The following is a 20,095-nucleotide window of genomic DNA, read 5'->3' on the forward strand; positions in this document are numbered from 1 at the left end:
CTGCTGGGGAAGCTATTACCAGAAGGATGGGGTCAAGTACTTCTACCTTGAGACCACTAAACCTGGCTGGCCACTCGGCGAGATTCCGCCGGAATACCAGGGAAAAGGCGCGCTGGTTTATGTTGTTTCATGAAATCTATCTCTTTTCTGCGAATTTTGCTGTAGGTTGTGTGGGTTGTAGCTTCAAGTTTTTAGAGGTAGCGGAACTGTCAAAGGCTTTTCAACCACAAGAGGATTCTACGTGTGAAGGGAGGCGTTGGATATGCCAAAAAGGGGAAAAAGTGTGTACGCGTCCTCGGTCAGGGGGAGAAGGCGGAGCTGGTGCGAGGAATGTACACAGCCAGAGGTAGAGAGGTTTCCAGGCTTTTCGCGGATAAACGCGAAAGCGGGTGGTGGTGTTTTTATTTGGATTAACTTCAACCTGTTCTGCTTCAGGGGTGGGGGGTATACAGGTTATAGTTACGAGACATTGTGTTGGTTGTGCAGACCGTGAAAAAGGGGACGAGACTTAAAGCGTGAAATTCTAAGCAGGGGGAGAAGAACATAGATGGCAGTCCCTGATTTTCAGTCCCTCATGTTGCCGCTTCTCAGGATTGCCGGTGACGGACAAGAGCATAGCGTGAGCGAATGCCAGGGTGCTTTGGTGGAGCAGTTTGGGTTGAGCGAAGAAGAAGTAAAAGACCTTTTCCCGAGCGGGAGGCAGACCCGGTTCCGCAACAGAATTGGCTGGGCACTGACGCACCTGAGAAAAGCGGGGCTCTTAGAGGGTACTGGGTGGGGTAAATTTCGGATCACAGAGCGGGGCCTTGAAACCTTGAGGGAGAACCCTTCCCACTTGGACATAAAGTACCTGGAAAGATTTCCTGAATTTCTTGAGTTCCGCGGTCTGGGAGAGACCAGGGAAGCTGGGAAGGAACTGCTGTCCGAGGAGGCCTTGCCCCCAGAGGAGCGCCTTGAGGCGGCCTTCCGGGACCTGACTCGCGAACTGGCTCAGGATCTTCTTGAGCGCGTAAAGAGCTGTTCTCCGGAGTTTTTTGAGCGGTTGGTTTTGGAACTGCTCGTTAGGATGGGGTATGGCGGTTCTGTGCGGGAGGCCGCGCAAAGAGTCTTAAGTGCTCAGGGAGTTCATCTCCCCGGCACTGCTTCCCGAACTTGCGGTCTTCGGCTGCATCCGTTTCTTCTGCCTTCCGAAGGTACTGCTCAATTTCCCTTTTGAGCCGTTCCTCTTCCTTGAGCATATACTCATAACTCATGGCGCTGTGCCTGGAAGCGTTTGCTTTGATCTTGGTGCCGTCTACGGCCACGTGGTTGAGCCTAACCAGCCCTGCCTTTTGAGCCAGCCTCACGGTCTGGACGAAGAGTTCCCCTAAGGCGTGGTGGTGCCTGCGCCGGAAGGCGGCAATGGTCCAGAAGTCAGGCTGCTGGTTGGCAGAGAGGACCCTGAAGCCCACATCTTCATAGAGCGCCCTCTCCAGCTTCCTCGAGGAGCGGATACCCCGCCAGTAACCGTAGAGCAGGACCTTCACCATCATGACTGGGTTGTAAGGGGGTTGCCCCTTTGGTTCCTTGTAATCGTTCAGGATGGCGGAAAGGTCGAGCTGGTTCACCACCTCATCAATGAAGTAAACGGGGTGATCCGGGGGAAGCCAGTCTCTCGGCGATGGGGGAAACAGAAACATTTGGTCTGGTTGGTAATCTTTAAACTTTTTCATGCTTTAAGTATTCGCCATCCTGGTTGACTTTTCCTGGGCGAAGAAAAAATTTTATGCAGGATTATTCACCCGGGTTGCTAGCGTTCCGGGCTGATAATACCCGATCGATCGGAGCATTACTGTCCGTAGCGCCACGGAGCAACCATAAAATTGATAGAGGATTTTAATGCTCCCGGAAATTGTCATGAGGAGCTACGATATGGAGCACAAAAGACGTTCTAAGGCCGTGCTGCGTTTCTATCTGGAACGCCTGAGGATATTCCAGATCTCTCAATATACAACGAAGCCGGGGATTGGGTAGGAGGTTAATTTAGCCATTTTCACTCAATTAATTTGATTAATTTGTTCCTGATCCTGCCGGTCAAAGCCGTCCTTTGTTCCTGGAAATCTCGAGAGGAAAAACCTATTTTTTGGCGAATAGTGTAAAAGAAACCAGGGCAGTTGTTTACACCATCCGTAATTGTACCCTAACATAAACGAGGAAGATTGACTGATTGCCAGGGGATATTCAGTAGCGTTGAATTTAGGTCTTAGTTTAGTTTTAAATTAAGAGAGTGCAAGAAATAGGGGGTGACCGGTGGGGTGGCAGGTGAATTATCGCATGAGGTTACGTTACGTACTCGAACAGACTTAGAACGTTATGGTAAAAATAGGAGATTACTATTTGCATTACAGGTAAAATTCCGAGTCGATGATATCCATTCTATTGCTGCTAATTGTTTAACAGATGGTTCTGATGATAAAAAATGTGATCTTATTTATATTGACAAAGATGAGGGATTTGCTGTTATTGCACAGGCTTACGAGGCTCAAGAGATTGATGAGAGAACTGCTCCGTCAAATAAAGCCGCAGATCTAAATATTGCTGCATCTTGGTTATTGAACCAAAGCATTGATGATTTACCAGAACGTCTTCGTTCTGCTGCGCAAGAACTACATACCGCTCTTGAGAGCCAAACTATTAGAATCCTATACTTTTGGTACGTTCATAACTTAAATGAATCTGAAAATGTTTCTCGCGAATTAAGTGCAGTTGAATCAGCCGCAAGATCCTTCTTAAAGAACAAATTTCCGGATTGTGGTATAGAGGAGGTGAATGCGGTTGAAGTTGGAAGAACTACCCTAGAAGAATGGTATAAAGCTTCTTTGACTCCTATCCTTGTCACTCAAAAGTTTGAAATCCCGGTGTACGGCGGTTATGAAATTCAAGGAGAAGATTGGAGCGCGTATGTTACTTCTGTCCATGCGTGTTGGTTGTATGATATTTATCAGAATTTCGGAGCTCAGCTATTTTCAGCAAATATTCGCGATTATTTAGGCAGCCGACGCAGCGATAGTAATATAAATTATGGGATCAAAATTACTGCAGAGAACGATCCTGGTCGTTTTTGGGCGTTTAATAACGGATTAACTGGGTTGGTAAATAACTTTTATACCCGCGTTGATGATGATCGAACTATACTAGTAATTGAAGGACTTTCTATAGTTAACGGTGCACAAACTACTGGAGCAATTGGTTCGTTAAACACCCGACCTAGTGAGAAAGCGATGGTTCCTGCACGCTTTGTTAAATGTAGCAATCAAGAAACCATTCAAAATATCATTCAGTATAATAATAGCCAAAATAAAATTACTGCATCGGACTTTAGAAGTAACGATCCTGTTCAGAAGCGACTTCGAGAGGAGTTTCAACATATACCAAATGCTACTTATCTTGGTGGACGTAGGGGCGGTGAACAAGATTCTATCTCACGACCCCAAAATTTGATTCCGTCGAATACAGCAGCTCAAGCTTTGGCGGCATTCCACCAAGATCCTGTTACCGCTTATAATAGCAAATCGGAAATTTGGGATAGGTTGTATCCTAAATATTTTAACGAGCAAACTCATGCCGAGCATATTGTATTTGTCTATTCATTGCTCCGCTGTATTGAAGATAAAAAGTTGAAGCTAAGAGAAAAAGAACAAAACGGATTTCAACTAACCGAGTTAGAAAAACAGCAACTTGACTTTCTCCGTAATAGAGGCGCTACGTTTGTACTTGTGGCAGCAGTAGCTAAGTGTTTAGAAACTGTTCTTGGTCGAGCTATTCCAAATTTATTCTCTCTATCCTTTAATACCAGAATATCTCCACGTGAAGCAACAGAATTATGGGTTCCTATTATCGACGCTACAATTCCATTTTGTCATTGTTTGAATGATGCTGTCAAGAATGGCCTCAAGAGTACAGAAAAAGTAACTAGCTCAATCATGACATTTAGAAATATGGTTGAAGCGACAAAAATGGCAAATTCTGAGGTCTACAGGAATTTTTGTAGTAGAGTTAAGCTAAGCCAATAGATGAATTTTACTCAGGGTATTGAAAAAAGCACGTACTATCCAGTGTCGGAAGCCAGCAACTCGTGTTAATAATAACTCGTGTTAATAATAAGGTTTACTTTTGGCGTATGGGTCAATGGTGACGAAATAGAGTGGGCAAAAAAAATCATGGGAAGTTCTTGATCCCCACGGATTAACCAAATACAAAGACGAACTGGAAAGATGTCTTGTGCTTGTGCGCCTATTGTGCTTAGGAGTCATGTACCGAGAGTTTTGCTATTTCGCTTGGGATGAATACCCGTCGAGCGAGTTGGTTGACTGGGCTGACGCAGTAGGTATTAATCCCTTTAGAATTGCACAACTCGTGGGTGATAGCTTTGAACCTGATTGGGCGGCACCAGAAAGAGAACTCCTTGAGGAAGCACTCAAAACGTTGATATTGCGCGAACATCCAGCCGTATATCGTGCCCTCGTAAAAGGATTTGGGGGAAAATCAATGCTCTTTGCTTCACTATGGCTTACTCTGAACACAGACACTATGACGGATGAGTGGGACGAGAACGAAGGTCAGGAAGAAGACGATCAGCTGGAATACGAGAATCGCCTCAAGAACGAATCTATTTTGCGGAGTGTTCTCAATGATGTCGATGCCAACAAATTACATGCTTATGCATGGATTGACCAGGGCATGCCGATTGAAGTGTCTTTTTAAGTCCTAATTGATGTGTTGGGAGTGCAGGCCTCGAAAATCTAGCAAGGGCTGTTTTCGGTTATCTCAAAGCCTGCCTCTCGTATAGGTCCGAGGTAAGGCTCGGCAAGGACAGGATATCTTTCCTCGTGAGAAACTACCGCTTAGCAGCGGTAAAAAGACGGGGCAGAGCTTTGAGGTTGGAAATGGCATTTGCAGAGAGGCTGGACTGAGTCTTTTCAGGAAACTTCAGGTGGCGCAGTGTGGACGGGGTGGTGGAAGGCTTCCTCGCCGTTAAAAATACGCCCTTGCCTCTTGACCCTGCCGCTGTCGAAAGCTTTATCGCGGCCTGTGAGCGGCTGAAGGAAGCCGCCCCAAAAACCAAGCTGTGGGAGTGTAACGTATCTCCGAACTGGCCCGAAGATAAGCCGCATCCCTGCGCGGGAGCTTAGGGGGCCCTTCCGTTTCATGCCGTCTTTCCAGTCATTTTTTAGAGGGGTTTTTGGTGTGAGTGCAAGAGAGGCATTGCGGAGATCCGCGTTGTCTTTCGCATCGGTGCTTTTCTTTTTCGCTTTCGTCCTGTTTTCTGCGGGGTGCGGCGGCCTTCAAGAGGGGTTAAGCGCCTTCAGCGTCAAGCAGGCAGGAGCAGGCGCAAGAAGGCGTACAGTCGCCAGGACTCAGACCGCCTCGCCTCCGGCGCCCGAGCAGCCCAGCACAGTGCCTTCAGATCCTGCAAAGCCGGAAGTAAAGCTAATCACTGCGGCCGTTGCCAGGGCCGTCGACGGGGATACAGTTTACGTAAACGAAGGCGGGAGATCCGAGAAGGTCCGCTTCATCGGGGTTGACACCCCGGAGAGCACCACGCAAATAGAGCCCTACGGGAAGGAGGCCGCGGCCTACACCGCGCGGAACCTCGCCGGGAGGAAGGTTTACCTCGAGCTTGACGTGCAGCAGCGGGACAAGTACGGGAGGCTGCTCGCCTACGTCTGACTGGAGCCTCCCGAGAGCGGCTCTGAGGCCGAGATCCGGGCGAAGATGTTCAACGCCCGGTTGCTCCTCGACGGCTACGCACAGGTGATGACCGTCCCGCCAAACGTGAAGTACGCCGACCTGTTCGTGAAGCTCCAGCGCGAGGCCCGGGACGCCGGCAAGGGCCTCTGGAGCAGGGAAGTTGGAAAGCTTCAGGAGTGATTTTCCCTGGCGGGAGGGGAGTAAGCGAACAGGATCGGTTTTTGTCTGAAAGCTTTGCTTTTTACCCTGGTTTCACTACCCGGACAAATATCTGGGTGGTGCCGTAGGCATACAGGCTCCTGTCCTATGCACTTGTCCCGGCCGGGGAAATACATTCTCCTATGCAACCTCGACTGAAAGCAGGCTCAAGAATCATTCTTGCTTGGCCGGGGAGCGAGCACCAAAGAGAGCTTGGCGAACCGAGTCTTCTTCGAGATACGGAAGGAGGAAATCGTCAGGCTGCGAAACGTGCCAAGGTTGGCAGCCCGTGAAGTTTTACGAGAAAAGAGGGGGTGGTCGAGGTGTCCTTAAATTATTTTAGCGACCGCGAATTCGGCCCGCAGCCTCGCGTTAAGGAAGAAATAACGCAAGAGGCGTGGGGAGGCATTGCAAGTATTATTAGGTCTATTCTCGGAAAACGCATTTGCCTTTAAGTTTCCAAGGAAGGATTGCAATGATTACCAAGAGGCCGTAACAGGATGCGACGAAGAACTGTTTGTACAAGCAGCTAGAAGTCACATACCAGGCCTGGAGTGGCCTTTGGATCCTGAGAGAATCCCTTCCACGCCTGTAGTCTTGGACCTTTTAGAGTTTTGTTACCGTAATATTGCATGGCCTACTCGAAGAGAGCCCCATGATTACTTCAGGCATTCCCATCTTCTCCGGTTCGATGTTGAAATGGGACAAGAATATTTTCGGGATGAAATTAATACAATCTTTGCTCGCAATGGAATAGCTTACGAAATCGATCCTTACGGCAATGTGATTCGCTTAGGGCCCGAGGTATTGCGTCAAGAACTTACAGGGATTTCTCTGTTTCAAACGGGTGAGCTAGGACTTGATGAACTGCTCGAATCTGCCAGGAAGAAATTGAACTTGGTGGGACTTGAGAAATATAACCGTTAGCTAACTGATCGAGAGGGTGATTTTAGTGAAGCTAAAGGACCTGATCAGGCAAATGCAGACCAACTACTATAAGATGCTGGTGATCGTGGACAACGGGCACCAGCCGGAAAGAATTATCGAAGCCTTGCAAGAGGAAGGCTGGGCTCCCGTTGATGTGACCGAAGCTGTACTTAAGCTTGTTGAAGGCATTCCTGAAAATAAGGTAAAGGTACGGATTGGTGGGAAGCTGAAAGAGTGGTTCCAATCCTTGCCTGACCGGCTCATTCTCTACAACACCAATATCCTGTACTCCCCGGAATTGGGCAGGCTCAACCCGGTAGGCGCGTTTAAGTACAAGTCGCGGGAAAAAGAGATCATCGTTCTCCTGGAGGGCCACCTAGCTGGTAACCGCATCCAGTATTCCCAGTACGGGCGGCCTGACTATACGGAGATGGATGTTAGCGAGGTAATCCATGCCAGAATGGAGGATATCGATGGTTAAGGTAGGCGAACTGTTCAACTTTGAAAGGATCAAGGAAGTAATTGACATAGACGCCATAACCGATAAAAAGGCAATGGTGGAGAATTATCTTATTTCCCCATCCCTGGAAGAATACCTGGTCCACCTGTTCCTGGACCTTAATTTCGGCACCCATAAAGCCGCCCAGATCATCGGCGGTTACGGTTCAGGTAAATCGCACCTCCTGGCCTTCATTATTTCCCTGCTGACCGAACCAAAGCTGGCCCAGTACGTGCAAAACGAGCGGGTGAGGCAGGCCGTTGAGGATCTGAAGCGGGATTTCGCAGTAATCCACTGGGAGCTGCAGCCGAATGATGTAAGCTTGAGTGAGTACTTCTACGACCAACTGGAGATTCAATTAGCAGAGAAATACGGTATTGCCGTTAGTCTCCCTACTTCTGGCGTAATAGATCACAAAAAGACCATCCTCCAGGTGCTCGAAAGGGTAAAAGAGGACAATCCCGCCCGGGGCCTGGTGGTGGTAATAGACGAGATTTCCGATTTCTTAAAGCTAAAGTCCAAAGAAAAGCTTAACCACGATGTCCAGTTCCTGCGCGTGCTGGGCCAGGCGGCTCAGGCCTGCGACTTCATGTTTATCGGCGCCATGCAGGAGCATATTTTTACCAACCCCAAGTATGTGGATGAAGCGGAAAGCTTTGGCCGGGTGGCCGAGCGGTTCCAGGTCATCACTATCAAGCGCGAAGATATCAAGCGGGTAATTGCCAGGCGAGTTCTTAACAAGACAGCCGAACAGAGGTTGCGGCTGGAGGAGTTGTTCAAGGAGTACCTGCGATATTTCCCGCACCTCCAGGCCGGCCTGGACGAGTATATTGACCTTTTCCCCCTTCACCCCTATGTGCTCCAGATCTTCAGCGAGTTGCCCTATTTCGAAAAGCGGGGGGTGATCCAGTTTACCATCCAGGAGGTAGAGCAAATACTGGACCGTGACTTCCCCTGCTTGATTACCTACGACCGGATTTACGATGAAATCGCATCCAAGCATACCGTCAAGCATCTGGAAACTGTTTCCCCCGTGGTCAACGCCATTCAGACCCTGGAGAGCAAGGTGGATCTTTTAGACCCCCGTCACCGGGATACAGCCCGCAAGATCGTCAAAGCCCTGGCCGTGCTCCAGCTGTATGGCAAAAGCATCAACAACGGGGCCACCGCCGAAGAACTGGCCAATACCCTCCTCATCCTGCCTGGCAACAGGTTAATGGAAGCTGCCGACGAGATTTCCCTGGTGCTGAAGAACTTCCGCAAAGTTACCGACGGGCAGTTTATCAACGTGACCCAGGACGGCTACTATTTCCTGGACCTTGACCTGACCGTTGATTACGACCAGGTGATCCGGCGGCGTGCCGAAAACCTGCCGGAGAGCAGCCTGGATGAGGAGATCCTGGCCATCCTGAAGGAGCAGCTCCTCCTGGAGGACGGCCCGGCACGTTATGCTTTCCGCGACAGTTGCCCCTGGGCCAGCCGCCGCTCCTTCCGTGAAGGTGTCTTCATCTATGAGACAGGGAAAGGCGATGTGGTCCAGGCCGACGGCGACTACCGGGTTGTTTTCGTCTCTCCCTTTTGCGCCGGGAACCGCTACCCGCCAGCCGAAAACTGCGCGGTGATCAGCGGCTCTCTCCCCTCCGACGCCGTGGAGCAGCTAAAGCTGGCCGCCGCCGCCCACCTTCTGGCCAGGGAAAACTACCAGCGCAGCATCATGGAGAAAAAGTATCATATACTGAAAAAAGAGTTCGTAGAAATGTTTGTGCGGGCCTGGCTGGAGACTGGCCAGGTGGACAACGGCAAGACCCAAAAGGGCATCAAGGCCCTGATTGCCCGGGAGTTCGGCAATTTTGACGAGCTCTTCACCGAGATCAAACCGCAGCTGTTCGAGGACTATTTCACCCAGAAATATCCCAAGCACCCCAGGTTCACCCAACTCATCACCCGCGACAATATTAAAGGCGAGTTCGGGGCGGCTGTTAAGGAGATACTCGGCAAGGGCAACATCCAGTCCGTCTTTTCCGGCACCAAATCGATTCTTAATGCCCTGGACCTGCTGGATGCCCGGGGCAACCTATCCACCGCAACTTCCGAGGTGGCAGTGGAGATCCTGGAAACGGCCAGGGCCGCCGCAGGAAAAGTCGTAGCGGTGGAGGACATCCTCAACCGCTTCCGGGAGCCCCCCTACGGCTACGACCGCTGGATGACTGCCTTCATCATGATCATTTTAACTTATAACGGGGAGATCACCCTCAGGGCCGCCGGCGGTACGCTGATCGGTTCCTCCGAGGTATACGATACCTTTGCGGCAGGCCTGGAAGCTTTCGAGAGCATCAAGTACCTGGCTATAGAAAGCGACTTCAACCCCCAGCCGGTGATCAACCTCATGCAGGCCATTGGTATAGATCCCGGTATTGCAGCGAAAATGCGCGTCACCGCCAGGCGCGGTGAGGCGGTACAGGATTTCCGCACCCGCTACCTGGAGATCAAGGAACAGATGGATTTCGTTCAGAAGAAGCTGGAAGCTCTGGCCTTGAATGACGCCGGTCTGATTGATATTGATGGGCTGAAACGGTATCACCAGAATCTCCAGGACATTCCCCTGGGCAGCTTTGAGCAGGTTAAGACACCCAACGACTTTAAGAAGGTCGTCTATGACGATTCCACCATACAAAAGATCCGCGAGGCCTACCGGAACCTGCAGGACCTGCATTATTTCTACACGATGTACACAGGTCAGTTGGAGAAAGAAGTGGAGTATGCCCGGGAGGTCAAAAAGGTTGTTGAGGAATACTCAGATCTATTTCTGACCAACGGACTGAAGGAATTCCTCCGGGAATCCTTCGCCATTCTGGCCGATGCCGATCGCCTCCTGAACCGGGCCGAGTTGCTGCCGCTTTTGGGGAAGCTGCAGCAGGTCCGCCAGAAATACGTGGCCGCCTACTACACGGCCCACGAAAGGTATGTAGGCGAGAGGGTTGGCTGGAACAAACTCCAGGAATTAACCGCCGGCCAGACCTGGCAAAACCTGCTCCTGCTGAAAAACGTGACCGTCTTGAATAAGTACCCCCTCGCCAGGCTGGAAAACGAAATCTCTGTGCTTGCCAACCAGCGCTGCGCCGGGTTCAAGGTAGAACTCATCGAGAAAAGTCCTCTGTGCCCGCATTGCAATTTCCCTAAAGGTTTTAGCAGTAGAAACATTGACCAGCGGATCGCCTTCCTGGAAGATGAGGTCGAGGGCATCTACCGGGAGTGGGAAGGTGCCGTCCTGGCCGAGGTGAACAATTACCGGGATAACCTGGACTACCTGGAGGCCGGGGAAAGGGAAGTGGTTCTGCAGTTAATGAAGGCCGGAAAACTGCCGCCGGTGGTTACCGAAGACCTGATCATAGCCCTGAACAACCTCTTTAAAGAGCTGGTTTCGGTGGAGGTCAGCCCGCGGGAGTTGCTGGAAGCGGTGTTTGCCGGTGCTCAGGTGATGGACTACTTCACCTTTGAGCGGAAGCTGAACGCCTGGAAGCAAAAGCTGGTGGCCGGCCACGACCTGGACAAGGTACGCATCAAGCTGGCTGGTGGCGATGCCTGATTCAAGAAAAACGGAGGGTGCAGGGATGGAATACGTGAACAGGAAGCTATTTGAAACAAAAAAGGCTCCAGCGCTGGAGCAGGAGGATGACTTCGCCCGCTCCTGCAGGCCCCTGGCGGAGTTGTTGGATACGGTGCGCAATGTAGAGGGCTTTCCCCTGGGCCGGGACGAGGATATCCTGGCCCTCTCCGATCCGCCCTATTACACCGCCTGCCCCAACCCCTACCTGGGCGAGTTCATCAGGCGCTACGGAAAACCCTACGACGAGGCAACCGACACCTACCAGCGCACGCCCTTTGTGGCCGATGTGACCGAGGGGAAGAACGACCCAATCTACAACGCTCACTCCTACCACACCAAAGTGCCCCACAAGGCCATCATGAAGTACATCGAGCACTACACCGAACCGGGCGATATCGTCTTTGACGGCTTCTGCGGCAGCGGCATGACTGGCGTGGCGGCGCAGCTGCTGGGCCGGCGGGCCATCCTCTGCGACCTCTCGCCAGCCGCCACCTTTATCGCCTATAATTACAACACCCCAGTGGACGTGGCGGAATTCGAGCGGGATGCCAAAAGGATACTGGCCGAGGTGGAAAGGGAATGCGGCTGGATGTACGAGACCCTCCACACCGACGGTTGCACCAAGGGGCGGATCAACTATACCGTGTGGTCTGATGTGTTCATCTGCCCTTACTGCGGCAATGAATACGTCTTCTGGGAGGCGGCGGTGGATAAGGCCAGGGGAAAAGTGCTGAAGGAATATTCCTGCCCCTCCTGCGGCGCCAGAGTATCCAAGCGCGAATGCGAGCGGGCCTGGGTGACCTTTTACGACCAGGCCATCGGCCAGCAAGTCACCCAGGCCAAACAGGTGCCGGTGCTGATCAACTACACCGTGGGGAAAAGGAGATTTGAAAAAAAGCCGGACCAGTACGATCTGGACCTTCTCCGCAGGATCGAGGAGAGCGCCATCCCCTACTGGTTCCCTACGGACCGGATGCCGGAGGGCTATAATACTGAGCAGCCCAAGCGGTCCCACGGCCTTACCCACGTGCACCATTTTTACACCAAGAGGAATTTATGGGTGCTGGCAGCTTTCTATTCACGCTTTACAAGGATAGTAAATAGCTGGCTGTGGCTCTCGGGGCAAAATCGGGACATAAGCAAGTTAACTGGTGTAGATGTAAGGAAGTTTTTCCTTGGTGGGGGCGGCCCCATGTCTGGCGGAGTAAAAGGGACGCTATATGTACCTTCTATATATGTCGAAAAATCAGCGATATTTTCATACGTTAACCGTCTTAGAACATTAAGCTCGAAACCCTGGCAGATTACTTCTGATAGAAATTGCTTAATTTTCACTGGCTCTTCGTCTCAACTAAGCATTCCTCCCATGACAGTGGATTACATCTTCACCGACCCCCCCTTTGGCTCTAACCTGATGTACTCCGAGCTCAACTTCCTCTGGGAGGCCTGGCTGGGGGTTTTCACCAACAACAAACCCGAGGCTGTAATCAACGAAACCCAGGGCAAGGGCCTGCCCGAGTATAAGGAGCTCATGACCGCCTGCTTCAAGGAGATGTACCGCATCCTCAAGCCCAACCGCTGGATGACCGTGGTCTTCCACAATTCCAAGGCGGCGGTGTGGAACGCCATCCAGGAGGCCATCACAAGGGCCGGCTTCGTCATTGCCCAGGTGACGGTCATGGACAGGAAGCAGGGCACTTTCAAGCAGGTCACTTCCGCCGGCGCGGTGAAGAACGACCTGATCATCAATGCCTACAAACCGAAAAAGCAACTGGAGGAGAACTTCCTGCGCCGGGCCGGGGCGGGCCTGGAGCGGGACTTCGTGGCCGACCTTTTGGAGCACCTCCCCGTTGCGCCCAACGTCGGTCGCACTGAGAAGATGCTCTACTCCAAAATGCTGGCCTATTACGTCCAGCGGGGCTACGAGATCCGCCTGGACGCCAGGCAGTTCTATACCCTGCTCAAGGACAACTTCAAGCTCATTGACGGCTACTGGTTCACCGACGGGCAGGTTTTAGAATACGAGGAATGGAAGAAAAGGCAGAGGCTGGAGGGCATTAAGGAGGTGCAGTCCGTCCAGCAGATCTCCTTTGTGAGCGACGAGCGCTCGGCCCTGGCCTGGCTTTATAACTTCCTTGAAACACCCCGGACCTATAACGACATCTACAGGGATTACAGCCGGATCCTGCTGCCTCAGAGCGACGACGCCATCCCGGAACTGAGGGAGCTTCTGGACAACAATTTCGTCCTAGAGAACGGCCGCTACCGCCGCCCGCAGACCGAGCAGGAAAAGGAGGCCATCGAAGCCCAGAGGGAAAGGGAACTGGCCAGAGCCTTTGATCGCCTCTTGGCCGAGGCCAGGAGCGGGGTTAAGAGGCTGAAGGGGGTGCGCAAGGAGGCGCTCATCTTCGGCTTCACCAGGGCCTACCGGGAGAAGCGCTACGAGGATATTCTGGCCGTGGCCAGGAAACTGGAACCGGCCCTTTTGGAAACGAACAGCGAGATCAACGACTTCGTGGAAATCGCCAGGCTGAAAACAGGAGAGGAAGGATAAATGCAACCCGGGACACGGGTGTACAGCATCACCTACCCGGAAAAGGGAGTCGGCGTAGTCCTGGGGAGCGAGGAGTTTTTCGACCAGGTCTACGTGGACGTGTTCTTCGAGAAGACCGGGGAGCGGCGCACCTTGCCCCTGTCTGATCTGGGTGTGTTTCTGGACCCGGTGGCGAAAATCAGGGCAGGGAGCTTTTCCCCGGCTTCCCGCTTTAGGTTGCGCTGGCTCGTGGAGCAGATCCGGGCGGAAAGCTCCGGACAAGGTCTTCTGGCTGCCGGGGGTTTTAAGATTATTCCCCTACCCCACCAGCTCCTGGCGGTGTGCTTTGTTCTCGATCAGTTCAAGCCCCGGGTCCTGATTGCCGACGAGGTTGGCCTGGGCAAGACTATTGAAGCTGCCCTGATCTATGAAGAGTTGAAGGCCAGGGGCTTGGTGAAGAGGGTGCTGGTGGTGGCGCCCTCCGGGCTTTGCCTCCAGTGGCGGGAGGAAATGAAGACCAAGTTTGGTGAAGAGTTCGTTATTTACGACCGAAGCACTGTCCGTTCCTTGAAACAACTGCACGGGGAGATGACCAACGTCTGGACCCTGGCCGACCGTGTGATCACTTCCCTGGACTTCATCAAGCCTAGAAGGATTACCGACGACCTGGACGAGAGCGTAGCCCAGGCCCGTCGGTGGCACAACGAGCAGGCTTTCGCGGCCGCAGCCGCCGCCGGGTTTGATATGGTAATCTTCGACGAGGCCCACAAGCTGACCAAGGACATGACCGGCGAGGAAACGGCTCGCTACAAGGCAGGCCGGGCCCTGGCCGAAGCGGCGCCCATAGTACTTCTGCTCAGCGCCACCCCACATCAGGGGGACCAGCACAAGTTCCGTAACCTGCTTCGGCTTATTGACCCCTACCTGTTTTCCGGAGATGGCCCGGTGACGGCTGAAGACGTTAAGAAGGTAACGGTGCGCAACAATAAGCGGGCGGTAGTTGATTTCCACGGGAACCGCCTCTTCAAGCAGCGGGTGGCCACCCTGTGTCTGATCCACCGGGATGAGGTGGCGGACAAGGTGGAGCTAGACCTCTACCGGGCGGTGACCGATTATGTAACTACTTTCTACGAACTGGCCCGGCAGCAGAACAATCGTACCATGATGTTCCTGCTGCTCATTTACCAGCGCATGGTGAGCAGCAGCTCCCGCGCCATCCGGAAGTCCTTATCCGCCCGCCTGGCCGCCCTGGAGGAGCTGCGCCGCCGCGCTGCCGATCAGGAGCCGGGGGGTGACTGGGAAGAACTCGACTGGGACGACCTACAGGAACTGACGGCGGAGGAACAGTTGGCCGAACTCACGCGGGCCGGCGCTACCCGGTGGGCCGGGATCGTCTCGGCCGCCTTAACGGCCGAAATCGCGGCCCTGAAAAAATGCCTGGCCCTGGCGGAGCAGGCTACAGCCGGCCGCAATGACGCCAAGTTTACCCGGCTGCTGGGCATTATAAATGAGCTGAGAATCCAGGAAAACAATCCCCGCCTGAAATTCATCATCTTTACCGAGTTTATTGAGACGCAGGCCTACCTGCAAGAGCGCCTGACCAGCCTGGGCTACCGGACGGCGCTCATCAACGGCACCATGTCTACCGCCGAGCGGATTGCCCAGGTGGAGCGCTTCCGCCGCGAGGCGGAGTTCCTCATTTCTACCGATGCTGGCGGCGAGGGCATAAACCTGCAGTTCTGCCATATCTTGATCAACTACGACCTGCCCTGGAACCCCATGCGCCTGGAGCAGCGCATCGGCCGCGTTGACCGCATCGGCCAGGAACATGACGTCAAGGTGATCAATCTACAACTGGCGGACACGGTAGAGAACCGGGTGCGAGAGGTAATCGAAAACAAGCTTGATATCATCCGCAGGGAGTTTTGTGCTGGCGAGGACAAACTGGCCGATATTATAGGTGTCTTGCAGGACGAGTTCGATTTTGAGAAGGTGTATATCGAGGCCCTGCTCAAACAAGGTCGCGAGGCAGCCGATCTTGAGGCGGTGTCCCGGCAGATTTTCGAGCGGGCTCGGGCAATCGTCGAGGAAGAGAGACTGGCCCTGCCTATCTCCAATTTGGCCAAGGAATATGCCGTGGCGTCGCAGCGAGATTTGGAAAGGAGAGCCGAGAAGGCGCAAAGGCTGGTAGAGCAGTACCTGCAGGTTTACGGCGCCAGCCTGCACCCGTACAAGCAGAGGGAAGGCGTTTATTACTTCCAGGACCCCAGGAGCGGCAGGCGCGTGTATAACGTAATCTTCCAGCAGAAATACGCCCTGGATAATGAGGGGAGCGAGCTTTTGAGCTTCCAGCACCCATATATGGTGGAACTGCTATCCGACCTGGAGGATGCTTTGCGGGAGGATACAACGGCCAGGCTGCTGGTACGCGAAAGCAAGTTCAGCGGGGAAAAGGGGTTTTTGTTCATCTACCGGCTGACCCTCACCAACTATCTGGACCCCGCCGTGCACCATCTGGTGCCCTGTTACGTGAGCTTTACCGGGGGCAGAGGGCGGGTGAACAGCAGGATATCCCGTTATTTTCTGGATTGCGAGCGGCTTAACTGCACCGACCTGGTAGCCGGAGATATGCCCTACGATCTGAAGGAGGCCTGGCAACTGGCCCGGAGGGCAGTGCAACAGGAAGCGGAGGTCCTGTTCTTTCAAGCAAAGGAACGTTTGGAGAAGAGGCTGCGGGATGAGGAGGAAAAGTTTGAGAAGTACTACCGCGACCGGGAGCTCGCCATCGAGAGGATCGCCGTGGACAATATCCGCGCAGCCAAGAAAAAAGAGCTGGAAGAGGATCGGAAGGCTAGGCGGCAGGAGTGGATGCGCTGCCGGCAACTGGTGCCCAGCCTAAGCCTAGAGCAAGTTGCCTACGTGGAGTTTACGTAATGGACGAGAAGTGGTACGCCAAGCTGGTCAATAAGATAAAGCGATCCTACCACGACGTGATCGTGGTCGTTGACCATGACCGCCTCGGCCGGTTGCCTGAGCTGCGGGCGGCGCTGGCGGATACTTTTGCCCTTCACGACTACAAGGGGGAGCTGCCTTTGCGGCGTTTCCTCAAGGAGAATGCCGGCCAGCGCATACTTATTTTTAAGCACCCGGAGCACGGCCACCTGCCCTACGATGTTGAGACCAGGTCGGACGTAATTACCTGGCAGCTTAAGGATATTTTTCCTAAGCTGCGTCCGTCTGCACTGGCAGATTTGCCGGGGGAGCAGTACCAGCGGGTTTTTGAGGCTTACAAGCAGGTGGAAAATTTGCTCCAGCACCTGGGCGTTGAGGAAACCAGAGATTTACTGACTAGGTGGCTGGCCGGGCCGGCAGTGGCGACGAGTCATGATGATTTAGGTCTGGCCATCGGAGTTAGACCCCAGAGCGAAGAGCAAGATGGGATTAGGCACCGTTGCCAGGCCCTGTCCCTGGAAATCGAAGAACTCCTGGCGCGCCACCCGGTTGACTGGCGGGCCGTAGCCCCCGTGTGGGGGGAACTATCTTACTGGTGCTGCCAGGGAGGGATGGAATCGTCGGAGATAAATGCCCTGGACCGGCGGATTAGCGAAATGTTTACTGAATATATTCTGGGTAGTTACCACGAGCTCTTCTACCAAGGCTATCTTAGCAGGCCGGCTACCATTGACAGGATTTTGCCCTTTTTGAGCTACCAGCCGGCCTCAAAGAAAGTCTTGATCTGTATGGACGGCATGGGGTTTCAGGAATGGTGCTGCCTAAAACAATATCTGGCCGGTCGCGGGATAGACAGCTTTAACGTCACGGCTGTTTTCGCCCTGCTGCCCACCGTGACCCGGGTCTCCCGGCGCGCCCTGTTTTGTGGCCGGCCTGCTCTGGGGGACTGCGTGGGAGAAGAAAGGGGCTTTTTACAGTTTGTCCGGGAGAAATGGCCGGAAGGGGAGCGCCGGTCGGCGGGGGTGTTCATGAACATAGATGGCAGGTGGCGGCAGGAATACCTGGATTTTGACTTCCTCGCCCTGTCCTGTAACCTGGTGGACGACCTAGCCCACGCCGCCGTGAGCGTGCAGGAGAGCAAGGAACTGATGCAGAAGAACCTTATGATGCACCTGGAAGGATCCGGGTTTGCTGAAATGGTACAGAGGTTACTGGAGGAAGGATATCGGGTCTACCTGGCTTCTGATCACGGGTCGGTATGGTGCCGGGGCAACGGCCACCATGCCAATAGGTGGCTGGTTGAAGAGAGGGCCAGGCGGGCGCTGCTGTTCCCCAACAAGCTCCTGGCAAAGGATTTTGCGGCGGAAAAAAACCTGCTGGTCTACGAAAACAGCAGTCTTTTTGGAGATGCGGTGGCCGTCTTTCCGCCCGGCCGGGAGATGTTTGGGACAAAGGGGGAGACGGCGATCAGTCACGGTGGCATCCACATAGAAGAAATGATTGTCCCCTTCGTCGAAGTGCAGATGTAAACCTGGTGAAGGGGCATGGCCGTGTATTTGGTTTTGATGGGAGGAAAGCAGTTGATAAGGAGCACTGTAATCGGCTTTGATAGGCCGCTGAGGCCGCGCTGGATCTACGAAAGCCTGCTTTTGGCCAGGCCTGGCCAGCGGCTGGCGGAATTAAACGTACCCTTTGAGCAGATAGCGCGGGAATTAACAGGTCGGGAAGGCAAGCGCAAGGTTCGTACCGTCCTTTTTCGCTGCTTCTTGCGCGATGAGCAAAACAGGGGACAGGTAAGGAAAAACCTGGCATTGAAGGAGTTGAGCCTGCAGCACGGCCTAGCCTTCATGACGCCGATTTACCTTTTTTACCTGGTAGCTCGAACCGAGGTGTTAAGAAGGATATCCGACCATATTTTCCGGCTTTACGATTATGGTAGCGAGATCAAGGTGAGGTTTCTCAAGGCAAAGATGGTAGAAAGTTTTGGTGAACGGGATGTGGTGGTTCGTTCTGCCGGGGCCTTTATCCAGACTCTCGAACATTTCGGCGTTGTAACCAGGCTGGACGGCCGGCTGGTCTTGTATAGGAGGTTGCCGATTAGCTCGGAACAGGCCCGGATTATGCTTCAGCTCTTCGCTACGGAGATCCTGGGTGCACCGCAAATCTCTTTAAATAACCTCCCGCGAGCCGTGTTTAACTTTTTTGACCTACCGGACCTTCGGATAGTAGCGCAGAAATATAACGGCCAGGTGTGGGATTACCAGCACCGGATGGCGGATGATTACCTCACGATGTATTCTATGCGCTTGCAGCCGTAGCGGCCGATTTCCTGTACTTCAGGTGTTTGATAAAATCAGGCAGAATTTGTCTGATTTTCGTGGCCGGAACTATCATATTTTAGTCTCTGGTAGTTGTTCCTATCCTTCCAAATTAGGGTTAAGGGGAGGTATTGGCGGTTTCATTCAGGATGTGCACGCTGGAGCAAAGAATTGAGGAACTGGAGGCGCGCGTGGCTGCTTTAGAAAGGCTGATGGCATGGGAACGCGCCCGGGATGAGGAAGAACTGGAGTTGTTGAAAGAAGAGCTTTCCCGGCCCGTAGAGAGAACGCCGGAAGAATCACGAGAGCCCTTGGGATCGCGGGGATTGGCGAAGGACCAGGTGATTAATCCCGGAACTTCATCGTCGGGCTCATAACCCAAAGGTTGCCGGTACGAATCCGCTCCCCGCAACCACGCCCACATAGCTCAGTAGGTAGAGCGTCGCCTTGGTAAGGCGGAGGTCACCGGTTCGATCCCGGTTGTGGGCTCCACCTGATGTCATAGGAGAGAGTTCGCCCTCTCCTTTTGATTTTCTCTTCAACCGGGTTAGGCCCGGTTGGCTGCAAAGAGCAGGAGGGGCGGCAGGGCTGCAGCAGGAACCTGGGCCTGCGCCGGATTTTGCCGCGGCTTCTGGAGGGTGCCGGTGAATTTTCAAAGAAAGGCGAGGGAAGACTTTAAATGTAACGGCTAGAAAATTCTGAGGAGCAGGTTGAAGGGAAGAAGAACTCTGGCCCGGGAAAGTTTGGCACTCAGGGATGACCGGCGCCTTAGAGGGGGTTCGAGTTTGGGAGACCGGCCCTTTTTGCCTGAAGATGCGAAGAAGATTCCTCGCCTGCCGCCCCTCGAAGTGTACGGGGCTTTGGGGACCTCGCCCGGGGGGCTTCAGCAGGAGGAAGTTGCCAGGCGCCGGGCGCGTTTCGGTTGGAATAAGCTGCAGAGGGCGCGGCGGCGCCCTCTTTTGGCGCGCTTCTTTTTGCAGTTTACGGATCTCTTCGCCGTCCTTCTTATTATTGCGGCAGGCATCACCTTTGCGGTCTATCTCCTTGGACGCAACCCGGGGGACCTGCACCTGTCCCTTGCCATCCTGGGGGTGGTCGTCCTCAATGCCCTGGTTGGCTTTATTCAGGAGTACCGGGCGGAGCGGGCAACAGAGGCTCTGAACAAGCTGGTCCCCGTGAAGGCGCGGGTCTACCGCGAGGGGAAAGAGCTGGAGCTTGATGCCGCAGAACTGGTTCCCGGGGACGTGATCCTCCTGGAGGAAGGGGACAGCATTCCGGCGGACGCCCGCCTCGTTCAGGCCTTTGAGCTTGCCACCAACAACGTCAACCTG

General features: G+C 53.5%; 13 protein-coding genes, 1 tRNA gene and 2 pseudogenes. 15 read left to right on the forward strand and 1 reads right to left on the reverse strand.

Annotated features, from left to right (window positions below; translation table 11 throughout):
• Nucleotides 1–574: 574 nt before the first annotated feature.
• Nucleotides 575–1,216 carry a winged helix-turn-helix domain-containing protein gene (locus tag HPY90_RS16175; protein WP_353733660.1) on the forward strand — a complete coding sequence of 214 codons (642 nt, stop codon included), beginning with the start codon at nucleotides 575–577 and terminating at the stop codon, nucleotides 1,214–1,216.
• Here the strand turns inward: HPY90_RS16175 and HPY90_RS11645 are convergent.
• A pseudogene (locus HPY90_RS11645) lies at nucleotides 1,110–1,712 on the reverse strand (transposase); the annotation flags it as partial. The gene HPY90_RS16175 and the pseudogene HPY90_RS11645 sit on opposite strands and share 107 nt — an antisense overlap.
• Nucleotides 1,713–2,294: 582 nt before the next feature.
• Between HPY90_RS11645 and HPY90_RS11650 the strand changes: the two are divergent.
• The 14 genes and pseudogenes from HPY90_RS11650 to HPY90_RS11715 all read left to right on the forward strand — a co-directional run.
• Nucleotides 2,295–4,052 (forward strand): AIPR family protein, encoded by a 1,758-nt coding sequence (locus HPY90_RS11650; RefSeq protein ID WP_287194663.1) that lies wholly within the window; start codon nucleotides 2,295–2,297, stop codon nucleotides 4,050–4,052.
• Between the two features lie 238 nt (nucleotides 4,053–4,290).
• Nucleotides 4,291–4,743: a hypothetical protein gene (locus HPY90_RS11655; RefSeq protein WP_287194666.1), complete on the forward strand. Its 453-nt coding sequence runs from the start codon at nucleotides 4,291–4,293 to the stop codon at nucleotides 4,741–4,743.
• A gap of 239 nt (nucleotides 4,744–4,982) precedes the next feature.
• Nucleotides 4,983–5,171 (forward strand): hypothetical protein, encoded by a 189-nt coding sequence (locus HPY90_RS11660; RefSeq protein WP_287194668.1) that lies wholly within the window; start codon nucleotides 4,983–4,985, stop codon nucleotides 5,169–5,171.
• A 265-nt stretch (nucleotides 5,172–5,436) separates the two neighbouring features.
• A pseudogene (locus tag HPY90_RS11665) lies at nucleotides 5,437–5,910 on the forward strand (thermonuclease family protein).
• A gap of 426 nt (nucleotides 5,911–6,336) precedes the next feature.
• Nucleotides 6,337–6,855, forward strand: a complete 519-nt coding sequence (locus HPY90_RS11670) for an AbiJ-NTD4 domain-containing protein (protein WP_287194670.1) — start codon at nucleotides 6,337–6,339, stop codon at nucleotides 6,853–6,855.
• Between the two features lie 25 nt (nucleotides 6,856–6,880).
• Nucleotides 6,881–7,336, forward strand: a complete 456-nt coding sequence (gene brxF / locus HPY90_RS11675) for a BREX-3 system P-loop-containing protein BrxF (RefSeq protein ID WP_287194672.1) — start codon at nucleotides 6,881–6,883, stop codon at nucleotides 7,334–7,336.
• Nucleotides 7,329–10,940, forward strand: coding sequence for a DUF6079 family protein (locus HPY90_RS11680; RefSeq protein WP_287194674.1), 3,612 nt, complete (start codon nucleotides 7,329–7,331; stop codon nucleotides 10,938–10,940). Before brxF ends, HPY90_RS11680 begins: the two co-directional genes overlap by 8 nt.
• 25 nt (nucleotides 10,941–10,965) lie before the next feature.
• The gene (locus HPY90_RS11685; RefSeq protein WP_287194675.1) at nucleotides 10,966–13,515 is read left to right on the forward strand and encodes a DNA methyltransferase; all 2,550 of its coding nucleotides are present in this window, start codon (nucleotides 10,966–10,968) and stop codon (nucleotides 13,513–13,515) included.
• Nucleotides 13,516–16,428, forward strand: coding sequence for a helicase-related protein (locus tag HPY90_RS11690; protein WP_287194676.1), 2,913 nt, complete (start codon nucleotides 13,516–13,518; stop codon nucleotides 16,426–16,428).
• A complete protein-coding gene (locus HPY90_RS11695; protein ID WP_287194678.1) occupies nucleotides 16,428–17,975 on the forward strand; it encodes a PglZ domain-containing protein in 1,548 nt (515 codons plus the stop codon). Before HPY90_RS11690 ends, HPY90_RS11695 begins: the two co-directional genes overlap by 1 nt.
• A 51-nt stretch (nucleotides 17,976–18,026) precedes the next feature.
• A complete protein-coding gene (locus tag HPY90_RS11700) occupies nucleotides 18,027–18,764 on the forward strand; it encodes a hypothetical protein (protein ID WP_287194680.1) in 738 nt (245 codons plus the stop codon).
• A 131-nt stretch (nucleotides 18,765–18,895) separates the two neighbouring features.
• The gene (locus HPY90_RS11705; RefSeq protein WP_287194682.1) at nucleotides 18,896–19,141 is read left to right on the forward strand and encodes a hypothetical protein; all 246 of its coding nucleotides are present in this window, start codon (nucleotides 18,896–18,898) and stop codon (nucleotides 19,139–19,141) included.
• A 39-nt stretch (nucleotides 19,142–19,180) separates the two neighbouring features.
• Nucleotides 19,181–19,256 (forward strand) — tRNA-Thr (locus HPY90_RS11710).
• Nucleotides 19,257–19,474: 218 nt separating this feature from the next.
• Nucleotides 19,475–20,095 (forward strand): cation-transporting P-type ATPase (locus tag HPY90_RS11715; RefSeq protein WP_287194684.1); only part of this gene is annotated, 621 nt, incomplete at its 3' end.

Origin of the sequence: Syntrophothermus sp. (genome assembly GCF_013314835.1) — a bacterium.
GTDB classification, from domain to species: Bacteria; Bacillota; Syntrophomonadia; order Syntrophomonadales; family Syntrophothermaceae; genus Syntrophothermus; species Syntrophothermus lipocalidus.

Bases quoted from the DNA above. Each gene is read 5' to 3' on its own strand.
- HPY90_RS16175 (WP_353733660.1), top strand. From the start codon at position 575: ATGTTGCCGCTTCTCAGGATTGCCGGTGACGGACAAGAGCATAGCGTG.
- HPY90_RS11655 (WP_287194666.1), top strand. From the start codon at position 4,291: ATGTACCGAGAGTTTTGCTATTTCGCTTGGGATGAATACCCGTCGAGC.
- HPY90_RS11680 (WP_287194674.1), top strand. From the start codon at position 7,329: ATGGTTAAGGTAGGCGAACTGTTCAACTTTGAAAGGATCAAGGAAGTA.
- HPY90_RS11685 (WP_287194675.1), top strand. From the start codon at position 10,966: ATGGAATACGTGAACAGGAAGCTATTTGAAACAAAAAAGGCTCCAGCG.
- HPY90_RS11690 (WP_287194676.1), top strand. From the start codon at position 13,516: ATGCAACCCGGGACACGGGTGTACAGCATCACCTACCCGGAAAAGGGA.
- HPY90_RS11695 (WP_287194678.1), top strand. From the start codon at position 16,428: ATGGACGAGAAGTGGTACGCCAAGCTGGTCAATAAGATAAAGCGATCC.